At 72.2% G+C, this 22209-nt stretch carries 22 protein-coding genes; 3 read left to right on the top strand and 19 right to left on the bottom strand.

Annotation, left to right across the window (positions count from 1 at the left end; genetic code table 11):
• Positions 1 to 16: 16 nt before the first annotated feature.
• Positions 17 to 1246: a crosslink repair DNA glycosylase YcaQ family protein gene (locus tag QCZ28_RS13625; protein ID WP_279516991.1), complete on the bottom strand. Its 1230-nt coding sequence runs from the start codon at positions 1244 to 1246 to the stop codon at positions 17 to 19.
• A 79-nt stretch (positions 1247 to 1325) separates the two neighbouring features.
• Here QCZ28_RS13625 and QCZ28_RS13620 point away from each other — a divergent pair, with 79 nt between their 5' ends.
• A complete protein-coding gene (locus tag QCZ28_RS13620) occupies positions 1326 to 1877 on the top strand; it encodes a GNAT family N-acetyltransferase (RefSeq protein ID WP_279516990.1) in 552 nt (183 codons plus the stop codon).
• Here the strand turns inward: QCZ28_RS13620 and QCZ28_RS13615 are convergent.
• Positions 1776 to 3050, bottom strand: coding sequence for a glycosyltransferase 87 family protein (locus QCZ28_RS13615; protein WP_279516989.1), 1275 nt, complete (start codon positions 3048 to 3050; stop codon positions 1776 to 1778). The genes QCZ28_RS13620 and QCZ28_RS13615 overlap by 102 nt on opposite strands.
• A 35-nt stretch (positions 3051 to 3085) precedes the next feature.
• On the opposite strand from QCZ28_RS13615, the gene QCZ28_RS13610 reads away from it, so the two are divergent.
• Together QCZ28_RS13610 and QCZ28_RS13605 are read left to right on the top strand one after the other, a co-directional pair.
• Positions 3086 to 3661 carry a GNAT family N-acetyltransferase gene (locus QCZ28_RS13610; protein WP_279516988.1) on the top strand — a complete coding sequence of 192 codons (576 nt, stop codon included), beginning with the start codon at positions 3086 to 3088 and terminating at the stop codon, positions 3659 to 3661.
• Positions 3662 to 3765: 104 nt separating this feature from the next.
• Entirely contained in the window at positions 3766 to 4065 is a 300-nt protein-coding gene (locus QCZ28_RS13605) for a hypothetical protein (protein ID WP_279516987.1), read from the top strand.
• Between the two features lie 56 nt (positions 4066 to 4121).
• On the opposite strand, the gene QCZ28_RS13600 is transcribed toward QCZ28_RS13605, so the two are convergent.
• From QCZ28_RS13600 to rimP, 17 genes are all read right to left on the bottom strand, one after another.
• Positions 4122 to 4592 (bottom strand): GNAT family N-acetyltransferase, encoded by a 471-nt coding sequence (locus QCZ28_RS13600; RefSeq protein WP_279516986.1) that lies wholly within the window; start codon positions 4590 to 4592, stop codon positions 4122 to 4124.
• An 81-nt stretch (positions 4593 to 4673) separates the two neighbouring features.
• Positions 4674 to 5426: a 4-hydroxy-tetrahydrodipicolinate reductase gene (dapB, locus tag QCZ28_RS13595; protein ID WP_279516985.1), complete on the bottom strand. Its 753-nt coding sequence runs from the start codon at positions 5424 to 5426 to the stop codon at positions 4674 to 4676.
• Between the two features lie 95 nt (positions 5427 to 5521).
• Entirely contained in the window at positions 5522 to 6919 is a 1398-nt protein-coding gene (locus QCZ28_RS13590) for a pitrilysin family protein (protein ID WP_279516984.1), read from the bottom strand.
• 47 nt (positions 6920 to 6966) lie between these two features.
• Positions 6967 to 9351, bottom strand: a complete 2385-nt coding sequence (locus QCZ28_RS13585; protein WP_279516983.1) for a polyribonucleotide nucleotidyltransferase — start codon at positions 9349 to 9351, stop codon at positions 6967 to 6969.
• 226 nt (positions 9352 to 9577) lie between these two features.
• Positions 9578 to 9847 carry a 30S ribosomal protein S15 gene (rpsO, locus tag QCZ28_RS13580; RefSeq protein WP_030337594.1) on the bottom strand — a complete coding sequence of 90 codons (270 nt, stop codon included), beginning with the start codon at positions 9845 to 9847 and terminating at the stop codon, positions 9578 to 9580.
• Positions 9848 to 10046: 199 nt separating this feature from the next.
• A complete protein-coding gene (locus QCZ28_RS13575; RefSeq protein ID WP_030337595.1) occupies positions 10047 to 10976 on the bottom strand; it encodes a bifunctional riboflavin kinase/FAD synthetase in 930 nt (309 codons plus the stop codon).
• A gap of 75 nt (positions 10977 to 11051) precedes the next feature.
• Positions 11052 to 11936, bottom strand: coding sequence for a tRNA pseudouridine(55) synthase TruB (gene truB, locus QCZ28_RS13570; protein ID WP_279516982.1), 885 nt, complete (start codon positions 11934 to 11936; stop codon positions 11052 to 11054).
• A gap of 80 nt (positions 11937 to 12016) precedes the next feature.
• A complete protein-coding gene (locus QCZ28_RS13565; protein ID WP_279516981.1) occupies positions 12017 to 13342 on the bottom strand; it encodes an MATE family efflux transporter in 1326 nt (441 codons plus the stop codon).
• Positions 13343 to 14128: 786 nt separating this feature from the next.
• Positions 14129 to 14338, bottom strand: coding sequence for a DUF6186 family protein (locus QCZ28_RS13560; RefSeq protein ID WP_030337599.1), 210 nt, complete (start codon positions 14336 to 14338; stop codon positions 14129 to 14131).
• A complete protein-coding gene (locus tag QCZ28_RS13555) occupies positions 14338 to 14745 on the bottom strand; it encodes a hypothetical protein (protein ID WP_279516980.1) in 408 nt (135 codons plus the stop codon). The genes QCZ28_RS13560 and QCZ28_RS13555 overlap by 1 nt, the downstream gene beginning before the upstream one ends.
• 100 nt (positions 14746 to 14845) lie before the next feature.
• Complete coding sequence (locus tag QCZ28_RS13550) at positions 14846 to 15895, bottom strand: bifunctional oligoribonuclease/PAP phosphatase NrnA (protein ID WP_279516979.1); 1050 nt, start codon at positions 15893 to 15895, stop codon at positions 14846 to 14848.
• Positions 15892 to 16392: a 30S ribosome-binding factor RbfA gene (rbfA, locus tag QCZ28_RS13545; RefSeq protein WP_279516978.1), complete on the bottom strand. Its 501-nt coding sequence runs from the start codon at positions 16390 to 16392 to the stop codon at positions 15892 to 15894. Before rbfA ends, QCZ28_RS13550 begins: the two co-directional genes overlap by 4 nt.
• Positions 16393 to 16518: 126 nt before the next feature.
• Positions 16519 to 16815 carry a DUF503 domain-containing protein gene (locus tag QCZ28_RS13540; protein ID WP_124771432.1) on the bottom strand — a complete coding sequence of 99 codons (297 nt, stop codon included), beginning with the start codon at positions 16813 to 16815 and terminating at the stop codon, positions 16519 to 16521.
• 90 nt (positions 16816 to 16905) lie between these two features.
• On the bottom strand, positions 16906 to 19929 hold the full coding sequence (gene infB, locus QCZ28_RS13535; RefSeq protein WP_279516977.1) for a translation initiation factor IF-2: 3024 nt from the start codon (positions 19927 to 19929) through the stop codon (positions 16906 to 16908).
• 93 nt (positions 19930 to 20022) lie between these two features.
• Positions 20023 to 20355 carry a YlxR family protein gene (locus QCZ28_RS13530; RefSeq protein ID WP_081884157.1) on the bottom strand — a complete coding sequence of 111 codons (333 nt, stop codon included), beginning with the start codon at positions 20353 to 20355 and terminating at the stop codon, positions 20023 to 20025.
• Between the two features lie 16 nt (positions 20356 to 20371).
• Positions 20372 to 21415 (bottom strand): transcription termination factor NusA, encoded by a 1044-nt coding sequence (gene nusA, locus QCZ28_RS13525; RefSeq protein WP_279516976.1) that lies wholly within the window; start codon positions 21413 to 21415, stop codon positions 20372 to 20374.
• Entirely contained in the window at positions 21412 to 22101 is a 690-nt protein-coding gene (gene rimP, locus QCZ28_RS13520; protein ID WP_279516975.1) for a ribosome maturation factor RimP, read from the bottom strand. The genes nusA and rimP overlap by 4 nt, the downstream gene beginning before the upstream one ends.
• Positions 22102 to 22209: the final 108 nt, after the last annotated feature.

Here is a 22209-nt window from a genome sequence, read left to right as displayed (position 1 = left end):
AACGCTCGTCACGCGCTCACGGTACACCGGACACGCCGGCCAACGCGGCGGTGAGCGGACCGGCCAGGTCGCCGGCCGCGGGCGGTGCCACCGCGTCCAGCCCGAGCCAGCCGGCCAGCCGGTACAGCTCGGCGGCGAGCGCCACCGCGGTCTCTCCCGGGTCGGCGCCGGGCTCGAGCCAGGCGGCCGGGACCAGCAGCACCTTGGCCTTGCGGTCGGCCTTCAGGTCGACCCGGGCGGTGAACCGGTCGCCCTGCAGGAACGGCAACACGTAGTAGCCGTAGACCCGCTGTGGCGCCGGGACGTAGATCTCGATCCGGTAGCTGAAGTCGAACAGCCGCTCGGTGCGGGCACGTTCCCAGATCAACGGATCGAAGGGACTGACCAGTGTGTTGCCCCGCACCCAGCGCGGCAACCGGGCGGACGTGTGCAGCCACGCCGGCTGTCGCCAGCCCGCCACGGTGACCGGCACCAGCTCACCGGCCTCGGCCAGCTCCGCGACGGCCTGCCGGGCACCGGCCAACGGCAACCGGAAGTAGTCGCGCAACTCCGGCTCGGCGGCCACCCCGAGCGACCGCGCGGCGAGGGCCACCAGCGTCCGGTACGCCTCGGCGTCGCTCGGGGTGGGCGCGGCCAGCGCCGCCGCCGGCAGCACCCGCTCGGGCAGGTCGTAGCGGCGGGCGAACGAGGTGCTGCGCTCGGCGGCGGCCACCTCCCCGGCCCAGAACAGGAACTCCAGGGCCCGCTTGACGGCCGACCAGTTCCACCCCCAGTTGCCGGTCTCCCGGGGCGCGTCGTGCTCGATCTCGGCGGCGGTCAGCGGCCCCCGGGCGGCCACCTCGTCGCGGACCCAGGCGACCAGCTCCGGCTGCTCCTGCGCGATCCGCCGCATGCCACCCCAGGATTCGCTGTGCGCGCGGGCCATCCGCCAGCGCAGCAACGGGTGCAGCTCGACCGGGACCAGCGACGCCTCGTGGCCCCAGTACTCGAACAGCTCCCGCGGGCGCCGGTAGGCGGCCTGGTCGAGCAGTGTGGTCGGGTACGGCCCGAGTCGGCTGTAGAGCGGCAGGTAGTGCGCGCGTTGCAGCACGTTGACCGAGTCCATCTGGATCAGCCCGACCCGGCTCAGCACCCGACGCAGGTGCCGGCGGGTGGGCACCCCCGTCGGCGCCGGGTCGGCGAAGCCCTGTGCGGCGAGCGCCACGCGGCGGGCCTGGGCGAGCGAGAGTGATTCCGGTGTGGTCATCGTCGGCGACCTTAATTCATCGGTACGACGCCGGTGCGGGAAGCTGGACGTGACGACCAACGAGGCATAGAACGGTGCAATGCTGACCATCCGTCGGGAGGAGCCGGACGACGCCGAGGCGGTCGCCCGGGTGCACGTGCACGGCTGGCAGGCGGGCTATGCCGGCTTCATGCCGGACGAGGTGCTCGGGCGGCTCAACGTGGTGGCCTGGGCGCAGCGTCGCCGCGACGTCGGCACCGCCGATCCGGAGCACCCGTTCACCACACTGCTCGGCGAGGTGGACGGGTCGGTGGTGGGCTTCACCACCTTCGGGCCGTACCGCCGCAACCAGGACCGGGACGACCTGGACCAGACGGTCGGCGAGGTGGTGGCGCTCTACGTGGAGCCGGCCCGCTGGGGTGACGGGACCGCCGATGCGCTGCTGGACGCGGCCCGGAGCGGGCTCACCGAGCGCGGCTGGGCGGGGTACCGGGCGTGGGTGCTGGCGGACAACCGGCGGGCCCGTCGGTTCTGCGAGCGTGCCGGCCTGTCACCGGACGGTGAGCGGTCGACCTATCAGGTGCCGCTGGCCGGCGGGGGCCCGCCGGTCGGGCTGGTCGAGCTGCGGTACGCCGGACGCCTCGACCGTTGACCCGTGCGGGGTGAGCCACCGGCGGATCGGCAGGAAGGCCAGCAGCGCCAGACTGATCCACACGTAGGCGTTGCTGCCCAGGAAGCCGTCCACACCGGTGAAGTCCTTCTCCCAGAACCAGACGGTGCGGCTGATCAGCAGCGCGTACCCGATGGTCGCGGCGGCCAGCAGGACCCGCCGTCGGCGGCCGGCCGGCGCGGCCATCGCGTTGTCCACCAGGAGGATCAACGCGGGCAGCAGCCAGACCAGGTGGTGCACCCAGGTGACCGGGCTGACCAGGCACATCACCGCACCGGTCAGCGCCAGGCCGGTCGCCTCGTCGCCGACCGCGACGGCGGCCCGGGACCGCCAGGCCCAGAGCGCCAGGGTGCCGAGCACCAGCAGCAGCCACAGCAGCGTGCTCGGGTGTTCCGGGTCGAGCCGGGCGACCACCCCGCGCAGCGACTGGTTGGAGACGAAGGCCAGCTCACCCACCCGACCGGTGTTCCACAGCGCCTCGGTCCAGAACTCCCGGGACGCGTCCGGGAAGAGCGCGGCGGCCAGCAGCGACACCCCGGCAGCCGTGCCGCTCGCGGTGAGCGCGGCCCGCCACCGCCCAGTCACCAGCAGGTAGACGATGAACACGCCCGGGGTCAGTTTGATCGCTGTGGCAAGGCCGATGCCCACTCCGGTCCACCGGCTGCCCGCCGGCAGCAGTCGCAGCAGGTCCACCGCCACCAGGAAGAGCAGCAGCGTGTTGACCTGGCCGAAATTGACCGTCTCCCGCATCGGCTCGAACGCGGCGGCCAGGCAGAGCGCAACGGCGAGGGCGAACCACCGGGTCCAGCCGGCGCGGCGGGCGATCGGGTCGACCAGCCACCAGATCAGCACCGTGGTGGTGGCCACGCTGGCGAGCACGCTCACCACGATCGCCGCCGTCCACGGCAGGTACGCCATCGGCAGCATGGCCAGTGCGGCGAACGGCGGATAGGTGAAGCCGTACTGGGTGCCCGGCTTGAGGTAGTCGTAGATCTCCCCGCCGTCGTGCACCCACCAGGTCAACGCACCGTAGTAGACCTTCAGGTCGAAGAAGCCGTGCCGGACGGCGGCGACGGCGAGGAACCCGGTGACCGCCGCGGCGAGCACCACCACCCCCACGACCTGCGCGGTCGTCCTGTTGGCACCCTGCGCCACCGTCGTCTCCCCCGCCCTGCGTAGGCTTCCGTCCCATGGCTCTCGGGTACGTCCGCCCGGCGCGTCCCGAGGACGCCGGCGAGATCGCACGCATCCAACTCGCGACCTGGCGGGTCGCGTACCGCCGGATCCTGCCTCGGCATGTGCTCGACAACCTGGACGAGGCGTTCCTCGCCCGGCGGTGGAGCGCCGCAGTGCTGGAGCCGCCCTCGGGCAAGCACCGGGTGCTGGTCGCCGTCGAACAGGCCGAGCAATCGTATCTGGTGGGGTTCGCCGCCTCCGGCCCGGCCGACGGCGAGGCCCTCACGCCGGGTGAGCCGGCCGACGCGCTCGGCCCGGACGTGGCGGCGGTGACCGACCTGCTGGTGGAGCCGCGTTGGGGCCGGCGGGGGCACGGCAGTCGGCTGCTCGCCGCCGCCGTCGACCTGTGGCGGGAGGACGGCCTGAGCCGAGCGGTGGCCTGGGCGTTCGACGGGGACGAGGCGACCCGGAAGTTCCTCACCAGCACCGGGTGGGAGCCCGACGGGGCGGCCCGCGCGCTCGACGTGGACGACATGCTGGTGCCGCAGGTGCGCCTGCACGTCGCCGTTCCGGCCGAGAAGGTCGAGTGACAGGTGTGGCGGACCCGGATCGGGGCCGCCACACCGAACCAGGTCAGCCCTTGTCCGAGCCGTCGTTGGCGTCGCGGACGAAGTAGCGCTGGAACACCACGATCGTGCTCGGTGGGTTGGCCCGCGCCGGGCACCGCGACGCCGCACTCGGCCTGGCCGACGGGCTGCTCAGCGCGGCCGAGGCGTTCGACTACCGGATGCCGGAGCTGTACGGCGGGGACGACCGGGCACTGGTGAACCGTCCGGTGCCGTACCCGGCCGCGTGCCGACCACAGGCCTGGGCTGCCGCCGGTGCGGTGCTGCTGCTACAGGCGGCCCCACTCCCCCCTGCCCCCTGCCCCCTGCCCCCTGCCCCCCGTGATCATGAAGTTGTTGTCATCCGGCGCGGCGCGCCGTGGCGATAACTTCATGATCAACGGGGGCAGGGGGGTGGGAGCCGGCGTGGACGCGGCGGTGGGGGTCAGGGGCGGAGTTCGGCGATCAGCTCGTCGTCGTCGGTGTCGCCGGTGGGGTGGAAGCCCAGGGAGGCGTACAGGGCTGCTGCCTGGGTGTTGTCGGGGTGGTACGAGAGGCGGACCGCAGGGTTTCCGTCCTGGGCCGCCAGCCAGGGGGCCAGGGTTTGCACGGTGGCCCGGCCGACGCCCCGGCCCTGCTCCGCCGCGTCGATCAGCATCCCGCCGATCCAGTGCGAGCCGTCGTCGTCCACGCCCCACATGACGTGGCCGACGACGGCCTCGTCGGCGTACACCGCCAGCGAGTTCCACACGTCGGAGCGCATGCTGAGCAGCAGGTAGCGGGCACCCAGCGCGGCCACGAACCGGCGCTGGTCGTCGCGCGGGGCGACGTCGGCGACCGCCCGCCAGTTGTCGTCGTCGACCGGCCGGAGGGTGACCCGCCGACCGAGCCGATCCAGGTGTGCGTCATCGATCATCGGCGGATGCTACCCGGCCCGGACAGGGAGATCGTGGACAGTTTCCGTTACGCGAGAACGGAAACTGTCCACGATCTGCGGTCAGTCGAGCAGGGCGTCCAGACCGACGGTGAGGCCGGGGCGGTTGCGCACCGCGCGGACGGCCAGCAGCACGCCCGGCATGAACGACACCCGGTCGTACGAGTCGTGTCGGATGGTGAGCGTCTCACCGGTGCCGCCGAACAGCACCTCCTGGTGGGCGACCAGGCCGGTGGCGCGCACCGCGTGGACGCGTACCCCGTCGATCTCGGCGCCGCGCGCACCCGGCACCTCGTCCTTGGTGGCGTCCGGCACCGGGCCGAGGCCGGCCTCGGCGCGGGCCCGGGCGATCTGCCGGGCGGTGTGGGTGGCGGTGCCGCTCGGGGCGTCCAGCTTGCGCGGGTGGTGCTGCTCGATGATCTCGACGGACTCGAAGTGTCGGGCGGCGCGGGCGGCGAACTGCATCATCAGCACCGCGCCGATGCCGAAGTTCGGGGCGATGACCACACCCACCTCGGGCCGGTCGGCCAGCCAGCCGCGCACCTGCTCCAACCGCTGCTCGGTGAAGCCGGTCGTGCCGACCACCGCGCTGATGCCCTGCTCGACGCACCACCGGAGGTTGTCCATCACGACGTCCGGCGTGGTGAAGTCGACGACGACCTCGGCGGCGGAGACGGCCGAACGACTGTCACCCTGGTCGATCGACGCCGTCAGGGTGAGGTCGTCGGCGGCGTCGACGGCCTTGCAGACCTCGATGCCCATCCGGCCGCGCGCGCCGAAGACGCCGACCCGAATCTTCTCCTGCTCGTCAGTCACGGGGCACAACCTATCCCAATCGGGACGTGCCCCAGTCGTCGGATCCGGGCGGCTCCACCGACCGGGACGCGCGCCGGACCGTGCCGCGACAGCCCTCAGACCGCGAAGTCGCCAGCGCCGAACGGGCCCACCACTGCCAACGACATCGGGCGGCTGAGCAACTCGGCGGCGAGGACGTTGACGTCCGCCACGGTGACCTCGTCGACCCGGCGGAGCAACTCGTCGACGGGCATCAGGTCGCCGTAGAGCAGCTCGCCCTTCGCCAGCCGACTCATCCGGGAACCGGTGTCCTCCAGGCCGAGCACGAACGAGCCCTTGCTCATCCCCTTGCCCCGGGCCACCTCGGCCTCGGTCAGCCCGTCCGCGGCCACCCGGGCCAGCTCGGCACGGGTCAGCGCCAGCACCTCGTCCACCTTGCCCGGCGCGCAGCCGGCGTAGACGGCGAACAGGCCGCTGTCGGCGTACTGGCTGGCGTAGGAGTAGACCGAGTAGGCCAGGCCGCGCTGCTCGCGGATCTCCTGGAACAGGCGGCTGGACATGCCGCCGCCGAGCACGTTGTTGAGCACCCCGAGGGCGAACCGGCGATCGTCGAGCCGGTCGATGCCGGGGCAACCGAGGATGACGTGCGCCTGCTCGGTCTCCTTCGGCTCCACCACCGTGGTCACCGGCCTGGTGCGTACCGCCGGGGTCGCCGCGCGGTGCGGTGCCGGGCTGGCCGGGTCGCTGTCCAGCGGGGTGCCGCGCACCGCCTGACGGACCAGCTTGACCACCGCCGCGTGGTCGAGGTTGCCGGCGGCGGCGATGACGATCTGCGGCGCGGTGTAGCGCCCCCGGTAGAAGTTCTGGATCTGCCGGCGGGTCATCGGGGTGACGGTCTCCGCGGTGCCGGAGATGAGCCGGCCCAGCGGGTGATCGCCGTAGACGGCCTGGACGAAGAGGTCGTGCACCTCGTCACCCGGCTCGTCGTCGTGCATGGCGATCTCTTCCAGGATCACGCCGCGCTCGGTCTCGACGTCGGCCGGCTCCAACAACGAGTCGGCGACAAGGTCGCACATCACGTCGATCGCCAGCGGCAGGTCCTCGTCCAGCACCCGCGCGTAGTAGCAGGTGTATTCCTTCGTGGTGAAGGCGTTGGTCTCACCACCCACCGCTTCGATCTGCGAGGAGATCTCCAGTGCGGTGCGCTTGTGGGTGCCCTTGAAGAGCAGGTGCTCCAGGAAGTGCGCGGCACCCGCCTGCGGGCCGGTCTCGTCGCGCGAGCCGACCGCCACCCAGATGCCGAACGAGACGCTGCGCATCGCCGGAATCGCCTCGGTGAGGACGCGCAGGCCGCTGGGCAGCACGGTACGTCGTACCGTGCCGCCCAGCGGGTCGTCGCTGAGCGTCCGGGTCACCGCGCGGGCGGTGCCGCCGGAACGGCCCGCCCCGGTGCCCCGAGACGCAGCCACCCCCCGTCGATCCGGTGGAAACGGCGCGCTGAAGGCCCGACTCACGTGGTGCTCCCGGTTCGACGAGGGGTGGGTGATGCGAGGTACGACGATCAGCTGTGCCGGGTCCGGCGGCGCGGACGCTCGCCGCCCTCGCCACCCTCGCCGCCGCTACCGCCCTCGCCGCCGCGCTCCGGGCCACGCCCGCCACGGTCGCCGCCGCGCTCACGGTCACCGCGGTCACGCGGAGCCCGGTCGCCCCGGTCCCGACCAGCCGGCCGGTCGCCAGCGGCGGCCTCACCGGCGGCCGGAGCCTCGGCACCCTCCGGGCGGACCTTGTCCAGGTAGATCTTGCCGCGGGCGTCGATGTCCGCGATCTCGACCTCGACCCGGTCACCGACGTTGAGGAAGTCCTCGACCCGCTCGACCCGCTTGCCGTCGCCCACCTTGGAGATGTGCAGCAGGCCGTCGCGGCCCGGCAGGAGCGAGATGAACGCGCCGAACGCGGCGGTCTTGACCACCGTGCCGAGGAACCGCTCGCCCTGCTTCGGCAGCGTCGGGTTGGCGATGCCGTTGATCCGGTCGACGGCCGCCTGGGCCGACGGGCCGTTGGTGGCGCCGACGTAGATCGTGCCGTCGTCCTCGATGGAGATCTCGGCGCCGGTCTCGTCCTGGATCGCGTTGATGGTCTGCCCCTTCGGGCCGATCACCATGCCGATCTTGTCCACCGGGATCTTGACGGTGGTGACCCGCGGCGCGTAGTCGGACATCTCGGCCGGAGCCTCGATCGCCGCCTTCATGACGCCGAGGATGACCTGCCGGGCCTCGTTCGCCTGCTGGAGCGCGGCGGCGAGCACGTCCGACGGGATGCCGTTGAGCTTGGTGTCGAGCTGCAGCGCGGTGACGAACTCCGGGGTGCCGGCGACCTTGAAGTCCATGTCACCGAACGCGTCCTCGGCACCGAGGATGTCGGTCAGCGTCACGTACTGGGTCTTGCCGTCGACCTCGTCGGAGATGAGACCCATCGCGATGCCGGCGACCGGCGCCTTCAGCGGGACACCCGCGGAGAGCAGGCCCAGCGTCGACGCGCAGACCGAACCCATCGAGGTGGAGCCGTTGGAGCCGAGCGCCTCGGAGACCTGCCGGATGGCGTACGGGAACTCCTCGCGCGACGGCAGCACCGGGATCAGCGCCCGCTCGGCGAGGGCGCCGTGGCCGATCTCCCGACGCTTCGGCGAGCCGACCCGGCCGGTCTCACCGGTCGAGTACGGCGGGAAGTTGTAGTTGTGCATGTAGCGCTTGCGGTTCTCCGGGGAGAGCGTGTCCACCATCTGCTCCATGCGGAGCATGTTCAGCGTGGTGACGCCCAGGATCTGGGTCTCGCCCCGCTCGAACAGCGCCGAACCGTGCACCCGGGGCAGCACCCCGACCTCGGCGGTCAGCGCCCGGATGTCGCGCGGGCCACGCCCGTCCATGCGGACCTGCTCGCGCAGCACGCGGTTGCGCACCTCGGACTTGGTCAGCGAGCGGAAGGCAGCGCTGAGCTCCTTCTCCCGACCCTCGAACCGAGCGCCCAGCTCCTCGGCGACGCGGGCCTTGACCCGGTCCAGGGCCTCCTCGCGGTCGGCCTTGCCGGCGATGGTGATCGCCTCGGCCACGTCGGCGCGGGCGAACTCGGCGACGGCGTCGTACACGTCGTCCTGGTAGTCCAGGAAGACCGGGAACTCGGTGACCGGCTTGGCAGCGACCTCGGCCAGCTCGCTCTGCGCGCGGCACAGCTCACGGATCGCCGGCTTGGCGGCCTCCAGGCCGCTGGCGACGATCTCCTCGGTCGGGGCGGTGGCACCGGCCGAGATGAGGGCGACGGCGTTCGGGGTGGCCTCGGCCTCGACCATCATGATCGCGACGTCGCCGTCGTCGAGCGTATGGCCGGCCACGACCATGTCGAAGGTGGCGCGGGCCAGCTCCTCCAGGGTCGGGAAGGCGACCCACTGGCCGTCGATGTGGGCGACGCGGGTCGCCCCGATCGGGCCGGAGAACGGCAGGCCGGAGAGCTTGGTCGACATCGAGGCGGCGTTGATCGCCACGACGTCGTACGGGTGCTGCGGGTCGAGCGCGAGGACGGTCTCGACGACCTGGACCTCGTTGCGCAGGCCCTTGACGAAGGACGGGCGCAGCGGCCGGTCGATCAGCCGGCAGGTGAGGATCGCGTCCTCGCTGGGCCGACCCTCACGGCGGAAGAACGAGCCGGGGATGCGGCCCGCGGCGTACATCCGCTCCTCGACGTCGACGGTCAGCGGGAAGAAGTCGAACTGCTCCTTCGGGTGCTTACCGGCGGTCGTGGCGGAGAGAACCACCGTCTCGCCCAGCTGGGCGATGACGGAACCGGCGGCCTGGCGAGCCAGCCGACCGGTGGAGAAGGTGATCTCACGGGTGCCGAAGGACCCGTTGTCGATCACGGCGGTGCGGGATTCGGTGCCGAGTTTGGTCTCGGTCATGTGCTGTCGTGCTCCTTCGCGTCGTGGGCCCACGACATCGGGGAGCTGCTCAGCCGGCCGGTCTTCGATCGAAGCGCCCGGGTGGTCGGCATGATGCCGGGTTCCCGGGGGCCACTACCGGAGACCGGTACGCTGACCGGCTCCCTCTCGGGTGGTCGCGCGGCCCGTGTTTCTTCAGGTGGGACGCGGCACGGGGGAGCGGCCGTCCGGCCACTCCCCCGTCACGTCACCGGCGCAGACCGAGCCGCTCGATGAGCGACCGGTAGCGGGCAATGTCCTTCTTCTGGACGTAGTTGAGCAACCGACGGCGCCGGCCGACCAGCAGCAGCAGCCCACGGCGGCTGTGGTGGTCGTGCTTGTGCACCTTCAGGTGCTCGGTCAGCTCCGCGATCCGCTTGGTGAGGACCGCGACCTGAACCTCCGGCGAACCGGTGTCGCCCTCGGCGGTCGCGTACTCCGCGCGGATGCTGGCCTTGGCTTCCTGATCGAGCGCCATGTTCTCCCTGTTTCGATGGGTTGATCAAGTAGGTGTCCGTCGTCCCGATGGACCGGGAACGGACCGGTACCTCGCACCCGCGGCGTCGAGCAGGCACGCGAGGCCCCACGCCGGTCACCCGACGTCCCGGCAAGACTACCAGCACTCGCCGGTAACACCCGGCGAAGGGCCTCGGTGGCGGCCCGTCACGCCACGACGATCAGGCCAACGCGCGCCTGGTGCGCTCGACGTCCTGGTTCATCTGGGCGATCAACGGCTCGATCGAGTCGTAGCGGACCTGACCACGCAGGTGCGCCACGAAGTCCAGAGCCAGCCGCTCGCCGTACAGGTCGCCGGAGAAGTCCAGCGCGTACGCCTCGACCCGCCGTTCCCGGCCGGAGAAGGTCGGGTTGGTGCCCACCGAGACCGCCGCCAGCAGCGGTTCACGCTGGCCGCGCCGGATCAGCCGGGCCGCGTACACCCCGTCGGCGGGCACCGCCGCGTACCGGTGGCAGAGCAGGTTGGCGGTGGGGAAGCCCAGCTCCCGGCCCCGCTGGTCGCCGCGGACCACGACCCCCTCCAGCCGGTGTGGGCGACCCAGCGCGGCGGCCGCCGCGCCCACGTCGCCCGCGTCGACGCAGGACCGGATGTACGTGGAGGAGAAGACGGTGCCGTCCTCGGCGACCAGCGGGCCGCCCTCCACGCCGAAGCCGAACGTCCGACCCAACTGCTCCAGCAACGCGACGTCGCCGGCCGCCCGGTGCCCGAAGCGGAAGTTGCTGCCGACCACCACCAGCGCCGCGTGCAGGTGCTCGACCAGGACGTCGTGCACGAACTGTTCGGCCGGCACCCGGGAGAACTCCGGGGTGAACGGCACCACGCAGAGCACGTCCACGCCGAGCGCCTCGATCAGCTCGGCCTTGCGGGCCGGCTCGGTGAGCACCGCCGGGTGCGAACCGGGGCGGACCACCTCGGCCGGGTGCGGGTCGAAGGTGACCACCACCGACTGCACGCCCAGCTCCCGGGCCCGGGCCACGGTGTGCCCGATGGTCGCCTGGTGCCCCTTGTGCACGCCGTCGAAGACGCCGATGGTGACCACCGAGCGTCCCCACCCGCCGGGCGCCGCGTCGTAGCCCCGCCACCGCTGCATGCCGTTCCTCTCTGCTGTCCCGCCGGCCGGCGGGTCGACACCGCCGGCTGCCGGCCGGCGGACCTGCGCCCGCGGTCAGGCCGGGGCGAGCACGATCTCCGCCCGAGCCCGGCCGTCCCGCTCGCTGACGATAGCGATCAGGCCGCCGGCCGGCCCGAACACGGCGTACGGCCCGGTGAGGCCGGCCGGGTCCAGTGGCCCACCGTGGGCGAGCACCCGGGCCTCGTCGGGCGTGGCCTCCCGGCGCGCGAAGAACCGGTCGGCCGCCGCGTCCAGGGGCAGGTTCACCACGTCCGGGGCGCGCTGCTCCAACTCGTCGAGGGTGGCCGCCTCGCCGAGGGTGAAGCCACCCACCGCGGTGCGCCGCAGCGCCGTGAGGTGCCCACCGACGCCGAGCGCCAGGCCCGCGTCCCGGGCGATGGCCCGGATGTACGTGCCGGAGGAACAGGTCACGTCCACGTCCACGTCCACCACGTCCGGCTCGGTGCGGCGGATCGCCAGCACCGCCAACCGGGAGATGATGACCCGCCGCGCCGGCAGCTCGACGCTCTCCCCGTCGCGGACCCGCTTGTACGCCCGCTGCCCGTCGATCTTGATGGCGCTGACCGCGCTCGGCACCTGGTCCACCTCGCCGCTGAGCCCGGCCAGCGCCGAGCGGATCGCGTCGTCGGTGACGTGGCCGGCCGGCACGGTGGCGGTCACGTCGCCCTCGGCGTCGTCGGTGACGGTGGTCTGGCCGAGCCGGATGGTGCCGGTGTAGCTCTTGCCCGCGCCGATCACGTACGTCAGCAACCGGGTGGCCCGGCCGACACCGATCACCAGCACCCCGGTGGCCATCGGGTCGAGGGTGCCGCCGTGCCCGACCCGTCGGGTCTTCGCCAGTCGGCGGATCCGCGCCACCACGTCGTGCGACGTCATGCCGCCGGGCTTGTCGACCACGATCAGACCATCGGTGCTCACGTCGGCCAAGCCTGCCAGATGACCGCTGTCGGAGAGTGCGTGGGCGGGCCCCCGCGTGACCCGGACGACCGGCGGGGCACTCAGCGGACCGCGCCGGTCACCGCCCAGCCGCCGTTGCGCAGTCGCAGCAGCAGGGCGACCAGCCGGATCACCACGAACACCGTGAGCCCGGCCCAGATGCCGCCCAGCCCGAGATCGAGCGCGTACGCCAGCCAGATGGCCGGCAGGAAGCCGCCGAGCGCCGCCACGATGGTGAGGTTGCGCAGATAACGCACGTCGCCCGCGCCGATCAGCACGCCGTCGAGGGCGAACACCACCCCGGCCAGCGGCAGCATGACGACGAACCACGGCCAGGCGACGGCGGCCTGCTCGCGTACCCCCGGATCGGAGCTGAACCACGACGGCACGATGCCGGCGCCGGCGGCGATGAGCAGCGCGAAGCCCACGCCGCAGATGCCGCCGAGCAGCCCGATCCGGCGGGCGAGCGCCCGCGCCCCCGCGTCGTCGCCGGCGCCGAGCGCGGCGCCGACCAGGGACTGCGCGGCGATGGCGAGGGCGTCGAGCACCAGCGCGGTGAAGAACCAGAGTTGCAGGGCGATCTGGTGGGCGCCGACGGCGGCGGCGCCGAACCGGGCGGCGACGGCGGTCGCGGACAGGAAGCTGGCCTGGAACGCCAGCCCGCGGATCAGCAGGTCCCGGCTGAGCACCAACTGCTGGCGGATCACCCGGGGCCGGGGTCGCAGCGACACCCGCTCAGCGACCAGGGCGGCGGCGAAGAGCACCCCGCAGAGCGTCTGCGCGACGACGTTGGCCACCGCCGAGCCGATCAGGCCCAGCCCGCCGGGGTAGACCAGCAGCGGGCAGAGCAGCGCGGAGAGCAGGTTGGGGCCGAGCACGAAGACCAACGGGCGGCGAGTGTCCTGCACGCCGCGCAGCCAGCCGTTTCCGGCGGCGGCGAGCAGCAGGCCGGGAGCGCCGAGGGCCGCGATCCGCAACCACTGCGCGGCGTCGTCGGCCACCTCGCCACCACCACCGACGAGGGTACGCGCGAGCGCGCCACCGCCGAACTGCATGCCGACCGCGATCAGGAGACCGACACCGAACGCCAGCCAGGACGACTGGACGCCTTCGGAGACGGCGGCCGCCCGGTCACCCGCGCCGAACCGGCGGGCCGCGCGCCCGGTGGTGCCGTACGCGACCACGGTGCCGACCCAGGCGGTCAGCGTCATGACCGTGCCACCGACGGCGAGCGCGGCGAGCGGCACCCGGCCGAGGTGACCGACCACCGCCGTGTCGACCAGCACGTAGAGCGGCTCGGCGGCGAGCACCACGAGGGCCGGCAGGGCGAGCGCGGCGATCCGGCGCGGCGAGGCGGGTCGGTGGGCGGTGGCGGCGGTCTGACTCATCGCCGCCGATCCTGACACGACGACAGTAAGGATCGCAATCCCGCCCAGGGCTTACCCCGGTCGCCGGGCGGCCGGTTGCGGTCGGGCCGGCCGGTTGCGGTCGGGCCGGCCGGTTGCGGTCGGGCCGGCCGGTTGCGGTCGGGCCGGCCGGGGCGAGGAACTGTGGTCAGAGGCTTTGGAGCTGATGTCGTAGACGAATCACGTCGTGACGTCGCAGACAAAGCGCGTCGTCACGTCGTAGACGAATCACGTCGTGACGTCGCAGACAAAGCGCGTCGTCACGCCGTAGACGACTCAGGCCGTGACGTCGCAGACAGGGCAGGTCCTGCGATGTCGTAGACGATTCAGCTCCAAAGGCGCACCAGGAGGCGTCGGATCCTCCCCGGCCGTGTCGACAGAGGGGATCACCACTGGTGCGGTCGGCTCACTGACGGGTGTCCATCGACGTCTGCAGCGCGCGGCGGGCCTGCTCGCGGGCGTCGTCGGTGGTGGTCTCGGGCTTGGGCTTGTTCGGCATGGTGGCGCTCCTCTTCCAGGCGGGAGCCGCCGGCAGGCGGCGGCCCTCACGGGCGATCGTGCTGAGCGCCCCACGGCGGTCCGGGGTTACCGGAGCAGCCGGCTGGGCAACGTGAGCCCGGGTCGGTCGACCCTGGAGGGAGGCGGCACAGGGTGTGACACCACCGCCCGTGACCTGCACCGCCAGGCGGCGCCGGCCCTCTCCCAAGTTATCGTTCAGGTCCACATACTGCTCACGGTTCCCGCCATCTGGACACGCGACAACCCGGCTCAGCGGGCCAGAAAGTGCCAGCCCAGCCACCACCAGAACCCGAACAGACCGATCCGGCCCACCGGCACCGAGCCGACCTCGTACCGCATCACGTACGCGCAGACCTCGCCCAGCGTGGGAATGCGGGACCCCTCCCGGCGGGCCATCCACTCCACCACCGCGAAGAGGACCAGCGCGGTGAGGAACCCGCCGATCGCGATCGCCCGCATCATCGCCGCACCAGCCCCCAGAAGGCGGCCAACCAGGCGAACCAGGCTGCAGACCGGGTCAAATGATCTTCCAGAAGAGGGTCGGCCAGCCGGGAGAAGGTGGGGAAGTCATCGCCGGCGGCCAGCACGAAGGTCACGCCCTCGAAGACCCCGAAGACCACCACCGGCACCGCCCACCAGACCGCCCCCGCGCCCAGCTGGCGCGGCGCGGGCCGGCGCGGCACCCGGTTGCTCAGACCGAGCCAGATCAGCACCCCACCCGTGCCGAGGGTGAACAGATTCGCCTCGGTGGAGAAGGACGCGAACCGGCCACCGACGAGCGACAGGCAGACGAGAACGGGAACGGAGACGGCGGGCCGGTCCCAGGCGCGGGGGGCCTCCACGGTGAGGTCGTGCGGCTGCTCCATCCCGCAATTCTTCCCGGTCACACGGAGGGCGGGAAGACCGACACTCCCCGGAGCTGACCCTGATCTTCCGGAACCGATCGACGAAGGTCGAATTTGCGCCTCAGTCGATCAGCGCCGCCTCCAGCTGACCACGGATCGACTCGACCACCTGCTCGACACTGCCCCGACCGGTGAACCCGGCCGCGAACGTGTGCCCACCACCGCCCAGGGCGACCGCGACCCGACTGACGTCCACCGCGCCCTTGCTGCGCATCGACACCGCCCACTCGGCGGGCCGGGTCTGCTTCACCACGCAGCTCACATCCGCCTCGGCGGTGCACCGCACCGAGTCGATCAACGCCTCCAGCACGTACGGCCGCTGGTCGTGCCGGGCCAGGTCGTCCAGCGTGGCGAAGGTCCAGACCAGCCCTCGGCCGGCAGCGGCGGCCGGCTCCAGCCGGGCCCGACCGAGCACCTCGCCGAAGAGGCGGACCGCGCCGAAGGGCCGGGTGTCGAAGACCCGCCGGGAGATGTCACCGGGCGAGATGCCGGTCGCCAGCAACCGGGCAGCCATCTGATGCACCGCCGGCGTGGTCGCCTCGAACCGGAACGAGCCGGTGTCGGTGGTCAGCGCCGTGTAGAGGCACTCGGCGATGGCCGGGTCGACCACCACCCCGAGCCGGGCCAGCAGCTGTTCGACCACGACCGACGTGGCCGCCGCACTCGGATCGACCAGGTTGACCGTGCCGAAACCGGGGTTCGAGGCGTGGTGGTCGAGCACCAGCGCCGCACCCGCCGTCGACAACCGCCCGGCCAGGTCGCCGAGGCGCGACACGCCCGCCGCGTCGAAGCAGATCACCAGATCGGGCGCCGGGTCGGCGGCGTCCGCCGGGACCAGCAGATCCAGACCGGGCAGCCCACGGAACGGCTCCGGCACCTCCGGCGGCCCGGGGAAGGTGGCCTGCACGTCGCGTACGCCGAACTGGCGCAGGCCCAGACCGAAGCCGAGCATGCTGCCCAGCGCGTCGCCGTCCGGGTTGACGTGGCAGATCAGCAGCGTACGGCCGGTCGGCGGGAGAGCCCGCAGCAACGCCTCGGCCGCGGCCCAGTCCGCCTCGGCGGGGCCGAGCCCGGCTGCCCCGGCGAGCGGAGCGTCGGCGGTGCTGGTCACCGCGTTTCCCCACCCCGCGGGGAATCCTTGACGTCGGTGGCCTCGTCGGCTTCGTCCGTCTCGTCGGCCTCGTCCGTGTCGTCGTCCACCCGGTACGGCTGGGCTTCGCCCGCGTACTTCGCCTGGGCGGCGAGCCGCTGCACCTCGGCATCGGCGTTGCGAGCCGCGGCGAGCAGGTCGTCGATGTGCTTGACCTGGTCCTGCACGTCGTCGAGGACGAAGGTGAGGGTCGGCGAGTGACGCAGCCCGAGCGCCTTGCCGACAGTGCTGCGCAGCATCCCCTTGGCGCTCTCCAGCGCCGCGGCGGTGTCCGCCTGGGCCACCGAGTCACCGAGCACGGTGTAGAAGACCGTCGCGTCGCGCAGGTCAGCGGTAATCCGGGCGTCGGTGATGGTGATCATCCCGAGCCGCGGGTCCTTGATCTGGCTCCGCACCACCGACGCGACCAGCTCACGCACCCGTTCCGCGTGCCGGCGTACCTTGGCCGGATCAGACATCTCGCCACCTCCACGGCGTCCTGCTCCCGGTCGACCCGGCGGCCCGGAGGCCGCCGGCCGACCGGCCAACATCTCGAACACTACCTTCGCGGCCGCGCCGGTCGCCCGGCACAGCCGGCACCCTGGTCAGTCGTCGTCCACGCCGTAGAGCCGGCGACGGACCGACAGCAACTCGACCTCGGGGCGCGCGGCCACCAGGCGCTCACAGGAGTCCAGCACCTCACGGACGTGCGCCGTCTCGGCGGCCACCACGGCCACCGCGAGCTGCGCTCGACCATGCAGGTCCAACGCGCCCACCTCGGCGGCCGACACCTCGAAGCGGCGCAGCGCCGCCACGATCGGCCGTACATATGATCTCTTGGCTTTGAGCGACCTGGAGTCGCCCGGCAGCAGCAGGTCGAAGACCGCGGTTCCGGTGAACATCGCCCCGGACGATACCGCCAACCCGCCCCGCATGATCAAGGGGTTTACGCCGGTCGGCGTAAACCCCTTGATCAGCGTGTCACTGCCGGATCAGGCGCGAACCTTCTCCCGCATCTCGAAGGTCTCGATGACGTCGCCGACCTGGACGTTGTTGTAACCACCCAGGGTCAGACCGCACTCGAAGCCCTCGCGGACCTCGGTGGCGTCGTCCTTGAACCGCTTGAGCGAGGTGATCGTGAGGTTGTCCGCCACGACCGTCCCGTCCCGAAGCAGTCGAGCCTTCGCGTTGCGCCGGATGACGCCCGACCGGACGATGCAACCGGAGATGTTGCCGATCTTGGACGAGCGGAAGACGTCGCGGATCTCCGCGGTGCCCAGCTCGGCCTCCTCGTACTCCGGCTTGAGCAGGCCCTTGAGCGCTGCCTCGATCTCCTCGATGGCCTGGTAGATGACGGTGTAGTACCGGATCTCCACGCCCTCGCGGTCGGCCATCTCACGGACCTTGTTCGAGGCCCGCACGTTGAAGCCGATGATCGTGACCGGCTCGGACGAGGCGCTCGCGAGCATGACGTTGCTCTCGGTGATCGCGCCGACGCCCCGGTCGAGGACCTTGAGCTGGACCTCCTCGGGGATGTCGAGGTTGAACAGCGCGTCCTCCAGGGCCTCCACCGAACCGGAGACATCGCCCTTGAGGATGAGGTTGAGCGAGGTCTTCTCGCCCTCCTTGAGCTGCTCCATGAGCGTCTCGAGGGTGGCCCGACCACGGGAGTTGGCGAATGCCGCCGCCCGCCGCCGTGCCTGTCGCTGCTCGGCGATCTGCCGCACCGTGCGGTCGTCCGCCGCGGCGAGGAACGTGTCACCCGCACCGGGCGGCGCGGTCAGACCCAGCACCATGACCGGACGCGCCGGCCCAGCCTCGGAGAGCTGGTTGCCGTTCTCGTCGAGCATGGCCCGGACCCGGCCGTGCGCCCCACCGGCGACGATCGAGTCGCCCGCCCGCAGGGTGCCCTTCTGCACCAGCACCGTCGCCACCGCACCGCGGCCCTTGTCCAGGTGCGCCTCGATGGCCACACCCTGCGCCGGCCCGTCGATCGGAGCGGTCAGCTCCAGCGACGCGTCGGCGGTCAGCAGGACGGCCTCGAGCAGCTCCTCGATGCCGATGCCGGGCTTGGCGGCCACGTTGACGAACATGGTCTCGCCGCCGTACTCCTCGGCGACCAGTCCGTACTCGGTCAGCTGCTGGCGGACCTTGTCCGGGTTGGCCTCCGGCTTGTCGACCTTGTTGACCGCGACCACGATCGGCACGTCGGCCGCCTTGGCGTGGTTCAACGCCTCGATGGTCTGCGGCATCACGCCGTCGTCGGCCGCGACGACCAGGATCACGATGTCCGTCACCTGGGCACCACGGGCACGCATGGCGGTGAACGCCTCGTGACCCGGGGTGTCGATGAAGGTCACCGCACGGTCCACACCATCGTGCGGAACGTGCACCTGGTACGCACCGATGTGCTGGGTGATGCCACCCGCCTCACCGGCCACGACGTTCGCCTTGCGGATGGCGTCGAGCAGCTTGGTCTTACCGTGGTCGACGTGACCCATGACGGTCACCACCGGCGCACGGCTGACCAGACGCTCCTCGGCCACCTCCGCGTCGAGGTCGATGTTGAACTGCGCGAGCAGCTCGCGGTCCTCGTCCTCCGGGCTGACGATCTGGATGTCGAAGCCCAGGTGCTCACCCAGCAGCTGCAGGGTGTCGTCAGAACAGGACTGGGTCGCGGTGACCATCTCGCCCAGGTTGAACATCTCCTGGACCAGCGAACCCGGGTTGGCGTTGATCTTGTCAGCGAAGTCCGACAGCGAGGCGCCACGGGAGAGCCGGACGACCTGACCCTGACCCCGGGGAGCACCCGAGCTCATGGTCGGAGCCGACAGGTTGTCGAACTCCTGTCTGCGCTGCTTCTTGGACTTGCGACCGCGCGTCGGCCGGCCACCCGGACGCCCGAAGGCACCCGCGGCGCCGCCGCCACGGCCACGACCACCGGCACCCGGACGACCGCCGCCACCGGCCGGAGCACCCGGACGGAAACCGCCACCGGGAGCACCGCCACCGCCACCGGGACCGCCACGGTAGCCACCGCCACCGCCGGCACCGCCGCCGCCACCAGGGCCGCCGCGGTAACCGCCACCGCCACCGGCGCCACCGCCGGGACCGCCACGGAAACCGCCGCCACCGCCACCGGGACGGCCTGCGCCGCCGCCGGGACGACCAGCCCCACCGGGACCGGGACGACCGGCAGCCGGACGCTGGCTCGGCATGGACGCCGGGCTGGGCCGCGGCGGCATGGAGTTCGGGCTCGGCCGCGGCGGCATGCCCGCCGGGCTGTTGGGCCGAGGGCCACCCGCACCGGCGGCCGGGGGCCGCTGCTGCTGGCCACCCTGGATGCCGAACGGGTTGTTACCGGCGCCGCGCGCCGGCGGGCGACCGCCCGGCCGGGCACCCGGACCGGGGGCCGGCGCGCTCGGACGAGCTGCCGGCGAACCGGGACGGGGCGGCATCGCCGCGGGACCCGGCCGAGGGCCGGGACGGTTACCGCTGCCACCGTCTGCCGGGGGCTCCCGGCGAACCGGGTTCTCCCGCTGTTGCTGGCGGGCGGCCTGCGCGGCCTTGACCGCGGCCTCCTGCTCAGCCTTCAGCGCGGCGGCACGCGCCTCCGCGGCCGCCACCTCGATGTCGTGGGCACTCGCCGGCTTGGCGACCGGGGTCGCCGACTGCGGCGCACCGGGCACCGGACCCTTGGGCTTCGGACCGGGTGCCGGCGCGGCCGGCCGCCGAGGCGGCATCGGCTTGGCCGAGACCCGGGGCGCGCCCGGGGTCGGGGTTGGCGTCGGGGTCGGGGCTGAAGCCGGCGTCGACGCGGGCGCCGACGGGGCGGCCGGTGCCGGAGCACCGGCGGACGCGACGAATGCGTTACGCAGCCGCCGGGCGACGGGCGCCTCGACGGTGCTGGACGCGGACTTCACGAACTCGCCCATTTCCTTCAACTTGGCGAGAACGGTCTTACTCTCGACCCCGAGCTCTTTTGCAAGCTCGTGTACGCGGGCCTTGCCTGCCACTGCACTCCTCACTCCGAGGTCGTGCGGGCAGCACCCGCAGCGACCTCACTCGTGCACTTGAAGCCTGGTCATTTCAGGGACTTCATCGTGTGCTCATGTCGGTCGTCCTACCCTGCTAGCGACCCTCGCCCGGTCGGGCTGACCGGACGTAGTGGTTGGCGCATCGACGTGCTCTGCCAGCACACCGTGGTCAAGGACCTCGGTGCTGCGCAGCGCACGCCCGAAGGCGCGGCGCCGCACCGCCAGCGCGAAGCAGGCCGGATCCGGGTGCATGTTCGCTCCCCGACCCGGCAGCCTGCGGAGCGGATCAGGCCGGAGGCTGTGACCAGCCTCGTCCCTGACCGCGACGATCCGCAGCAATTCGCTGGCCGGCGCACGTTGCCGGCAACCCACACAGGTGCGCTCCGGCTGCGCGCGTCGTACCACTGGAGGAAGTCTACCCCTAGCTACCCGAGATCGCGCCGCCCGGCTCCCGCACGTGATCAGTTACCCCACGCGCGGCGGGCGGGGCCTGCTCCGCATCGGAGCGGATGTCGATCCGCCAACCGGTCAATCGGGCCGCGAGTCGGGCATTCTGCCCCTCCCGGCCGATCGCGAGCGAGAGCTGGAAGTCGGGAACAGTCACCCGGGCGGCCCGACCGGCCAGGTCGACCACCTCGACCCGCAACGCCTTGGCCGGGGACAGGGCGTTGCCGACGAAGGTGGCCGGGTCGTCCGACCAGTCGATAATGTCGATCTTCTCGCCGTGCAGCTCACTCATCACGGCCCGCACCCGCTGACCCATCGGGCCGATACAGGCGCCCTTGGCGTTCACGCCAGGGGTGGTGGAGCGGACGGCGATCTTCGTGCGATGGCCCGCCTCCCGGGCGATCGCGCCGATCTCCACGGTGCCGTCGGCGATCTCCGGGACCTCCAGGGCGAACAGCTTCTTCACCAGCGCCGGGTGCGACCGGGACAGGGTGATCTGCGGCCCGCGCATGCCCTTGGCGACGTGCACCACGACGCAGCGGACCCGCTCGCCGTGCGCGTACCGCTCGCCGGGCACCTGCTCGGACTGCGGCAGCACGCCCTCCAGCTTGCCCAGGTCGACGCTGACGATGCCCTTCTCGGTACGCGTCTCGTGCGCCTGGACCACGCCGGTGACCAGGTCACCCTCGCGGCCCACGTACTCACCGAAGTGCACCTCGTCGGTGGCCTCCCGCAACCGCTGGAGGATCACCTGCTTGGCGGTCATGGCGGCGATCCGGCCGAAGTCGTGCGGAGTGTCGTCCCACTCGCGCACCAGGCTGCCGTCGGAGTCCATCTCCTGCGCGTACACCAGGGCGGCGCCCGACTTGCGGTCGATCTCCACCCGGGCGTGCGGTTCGGCCCCGTCGGTGTGCCGGTAGGCGGTCAGCAACGCGGTCTCGATCGCCGCGAGAATCGTGTCGAACGGGATCTCCCGCTCGCGCTCGAGTGCGCGCAGCGCCGCGAGGTCGATGTTCACCTCTCCTCGTCCTCCACATCATCTTCGTCGTCGATGTCGTCTGAATCGTCGATCTCGTCGGAATCGTCCGCGTCGTCGAACTCGTCGTCCGGCTCACCGAGCTCGGCGAGCCGGGTGAACTCGACCTGCACGCGGCCGGGGCCCAGCTGGGCGTACGACCAGGCGGCGCGGCCGTCGTCGGTCTCCAGGTGCACGCCCTCGTCGTCGGCAGCGACCACCCGGCCGGTCAGCTGACGGTCACCGGCGGGCTGTTCGCCACGCTGGCCGGGCAGCGTGGCCGCGCCCCGGACGGTGACCTTGACCAGTCGGCCCACGTTGCGCCGCCAGTGCCGGGGCAGGGTGAGCGGCCGGTCCACGCCGGGCGAGCTGACTTCCAGCTGGTACTCACCGGAGACGATGTCGCCACCGGTCTCCTCGGCGGCGTCCAGCGCGGCCGAGACCGCGCGGGAGACGTCCGCGATGGCGTCCAGGTCGATCCCGCCGTCGGTGTCCACCAGCACCCGCACCACGTGGCGGCGGCCGGCCCGGGAGACCGACAGGTCCTCCAGGTCGTAGCCGGCGTCGTTGACCACCGGTTCGATCACGGCCCGCAGTCGGGTCCGCCGCGCGGCGAGGTCACCGCCACGGGGGCCCGCGGCGTCGCGGGGTCGACCCGTCGGCCTGGTGGCACGGCCACGCTGCGTCATCTCCGCACCTCTCCCTGGTCGACGGGGACCGGAAGTCCCGCCATGCCGGCACGCCACCGGAGTGGACACGCCGGTGGTTGCGCAGAGCGTAACGCGCCTGCCCGGCGG

Source organism: Micromonospora sp. DH14, assembly GCF_029809455.1.
Lineage (GTDB): Bacteria > Actinomycetota > Actinomycetes > Mycobacteriales > Micromonosporaceae > Micromonospora > Micromonospora parva.
Note: the sequence above shows the minus strand (reverse complement) of the source record. Positions and strands in the feature narration are given on the sequence as shown.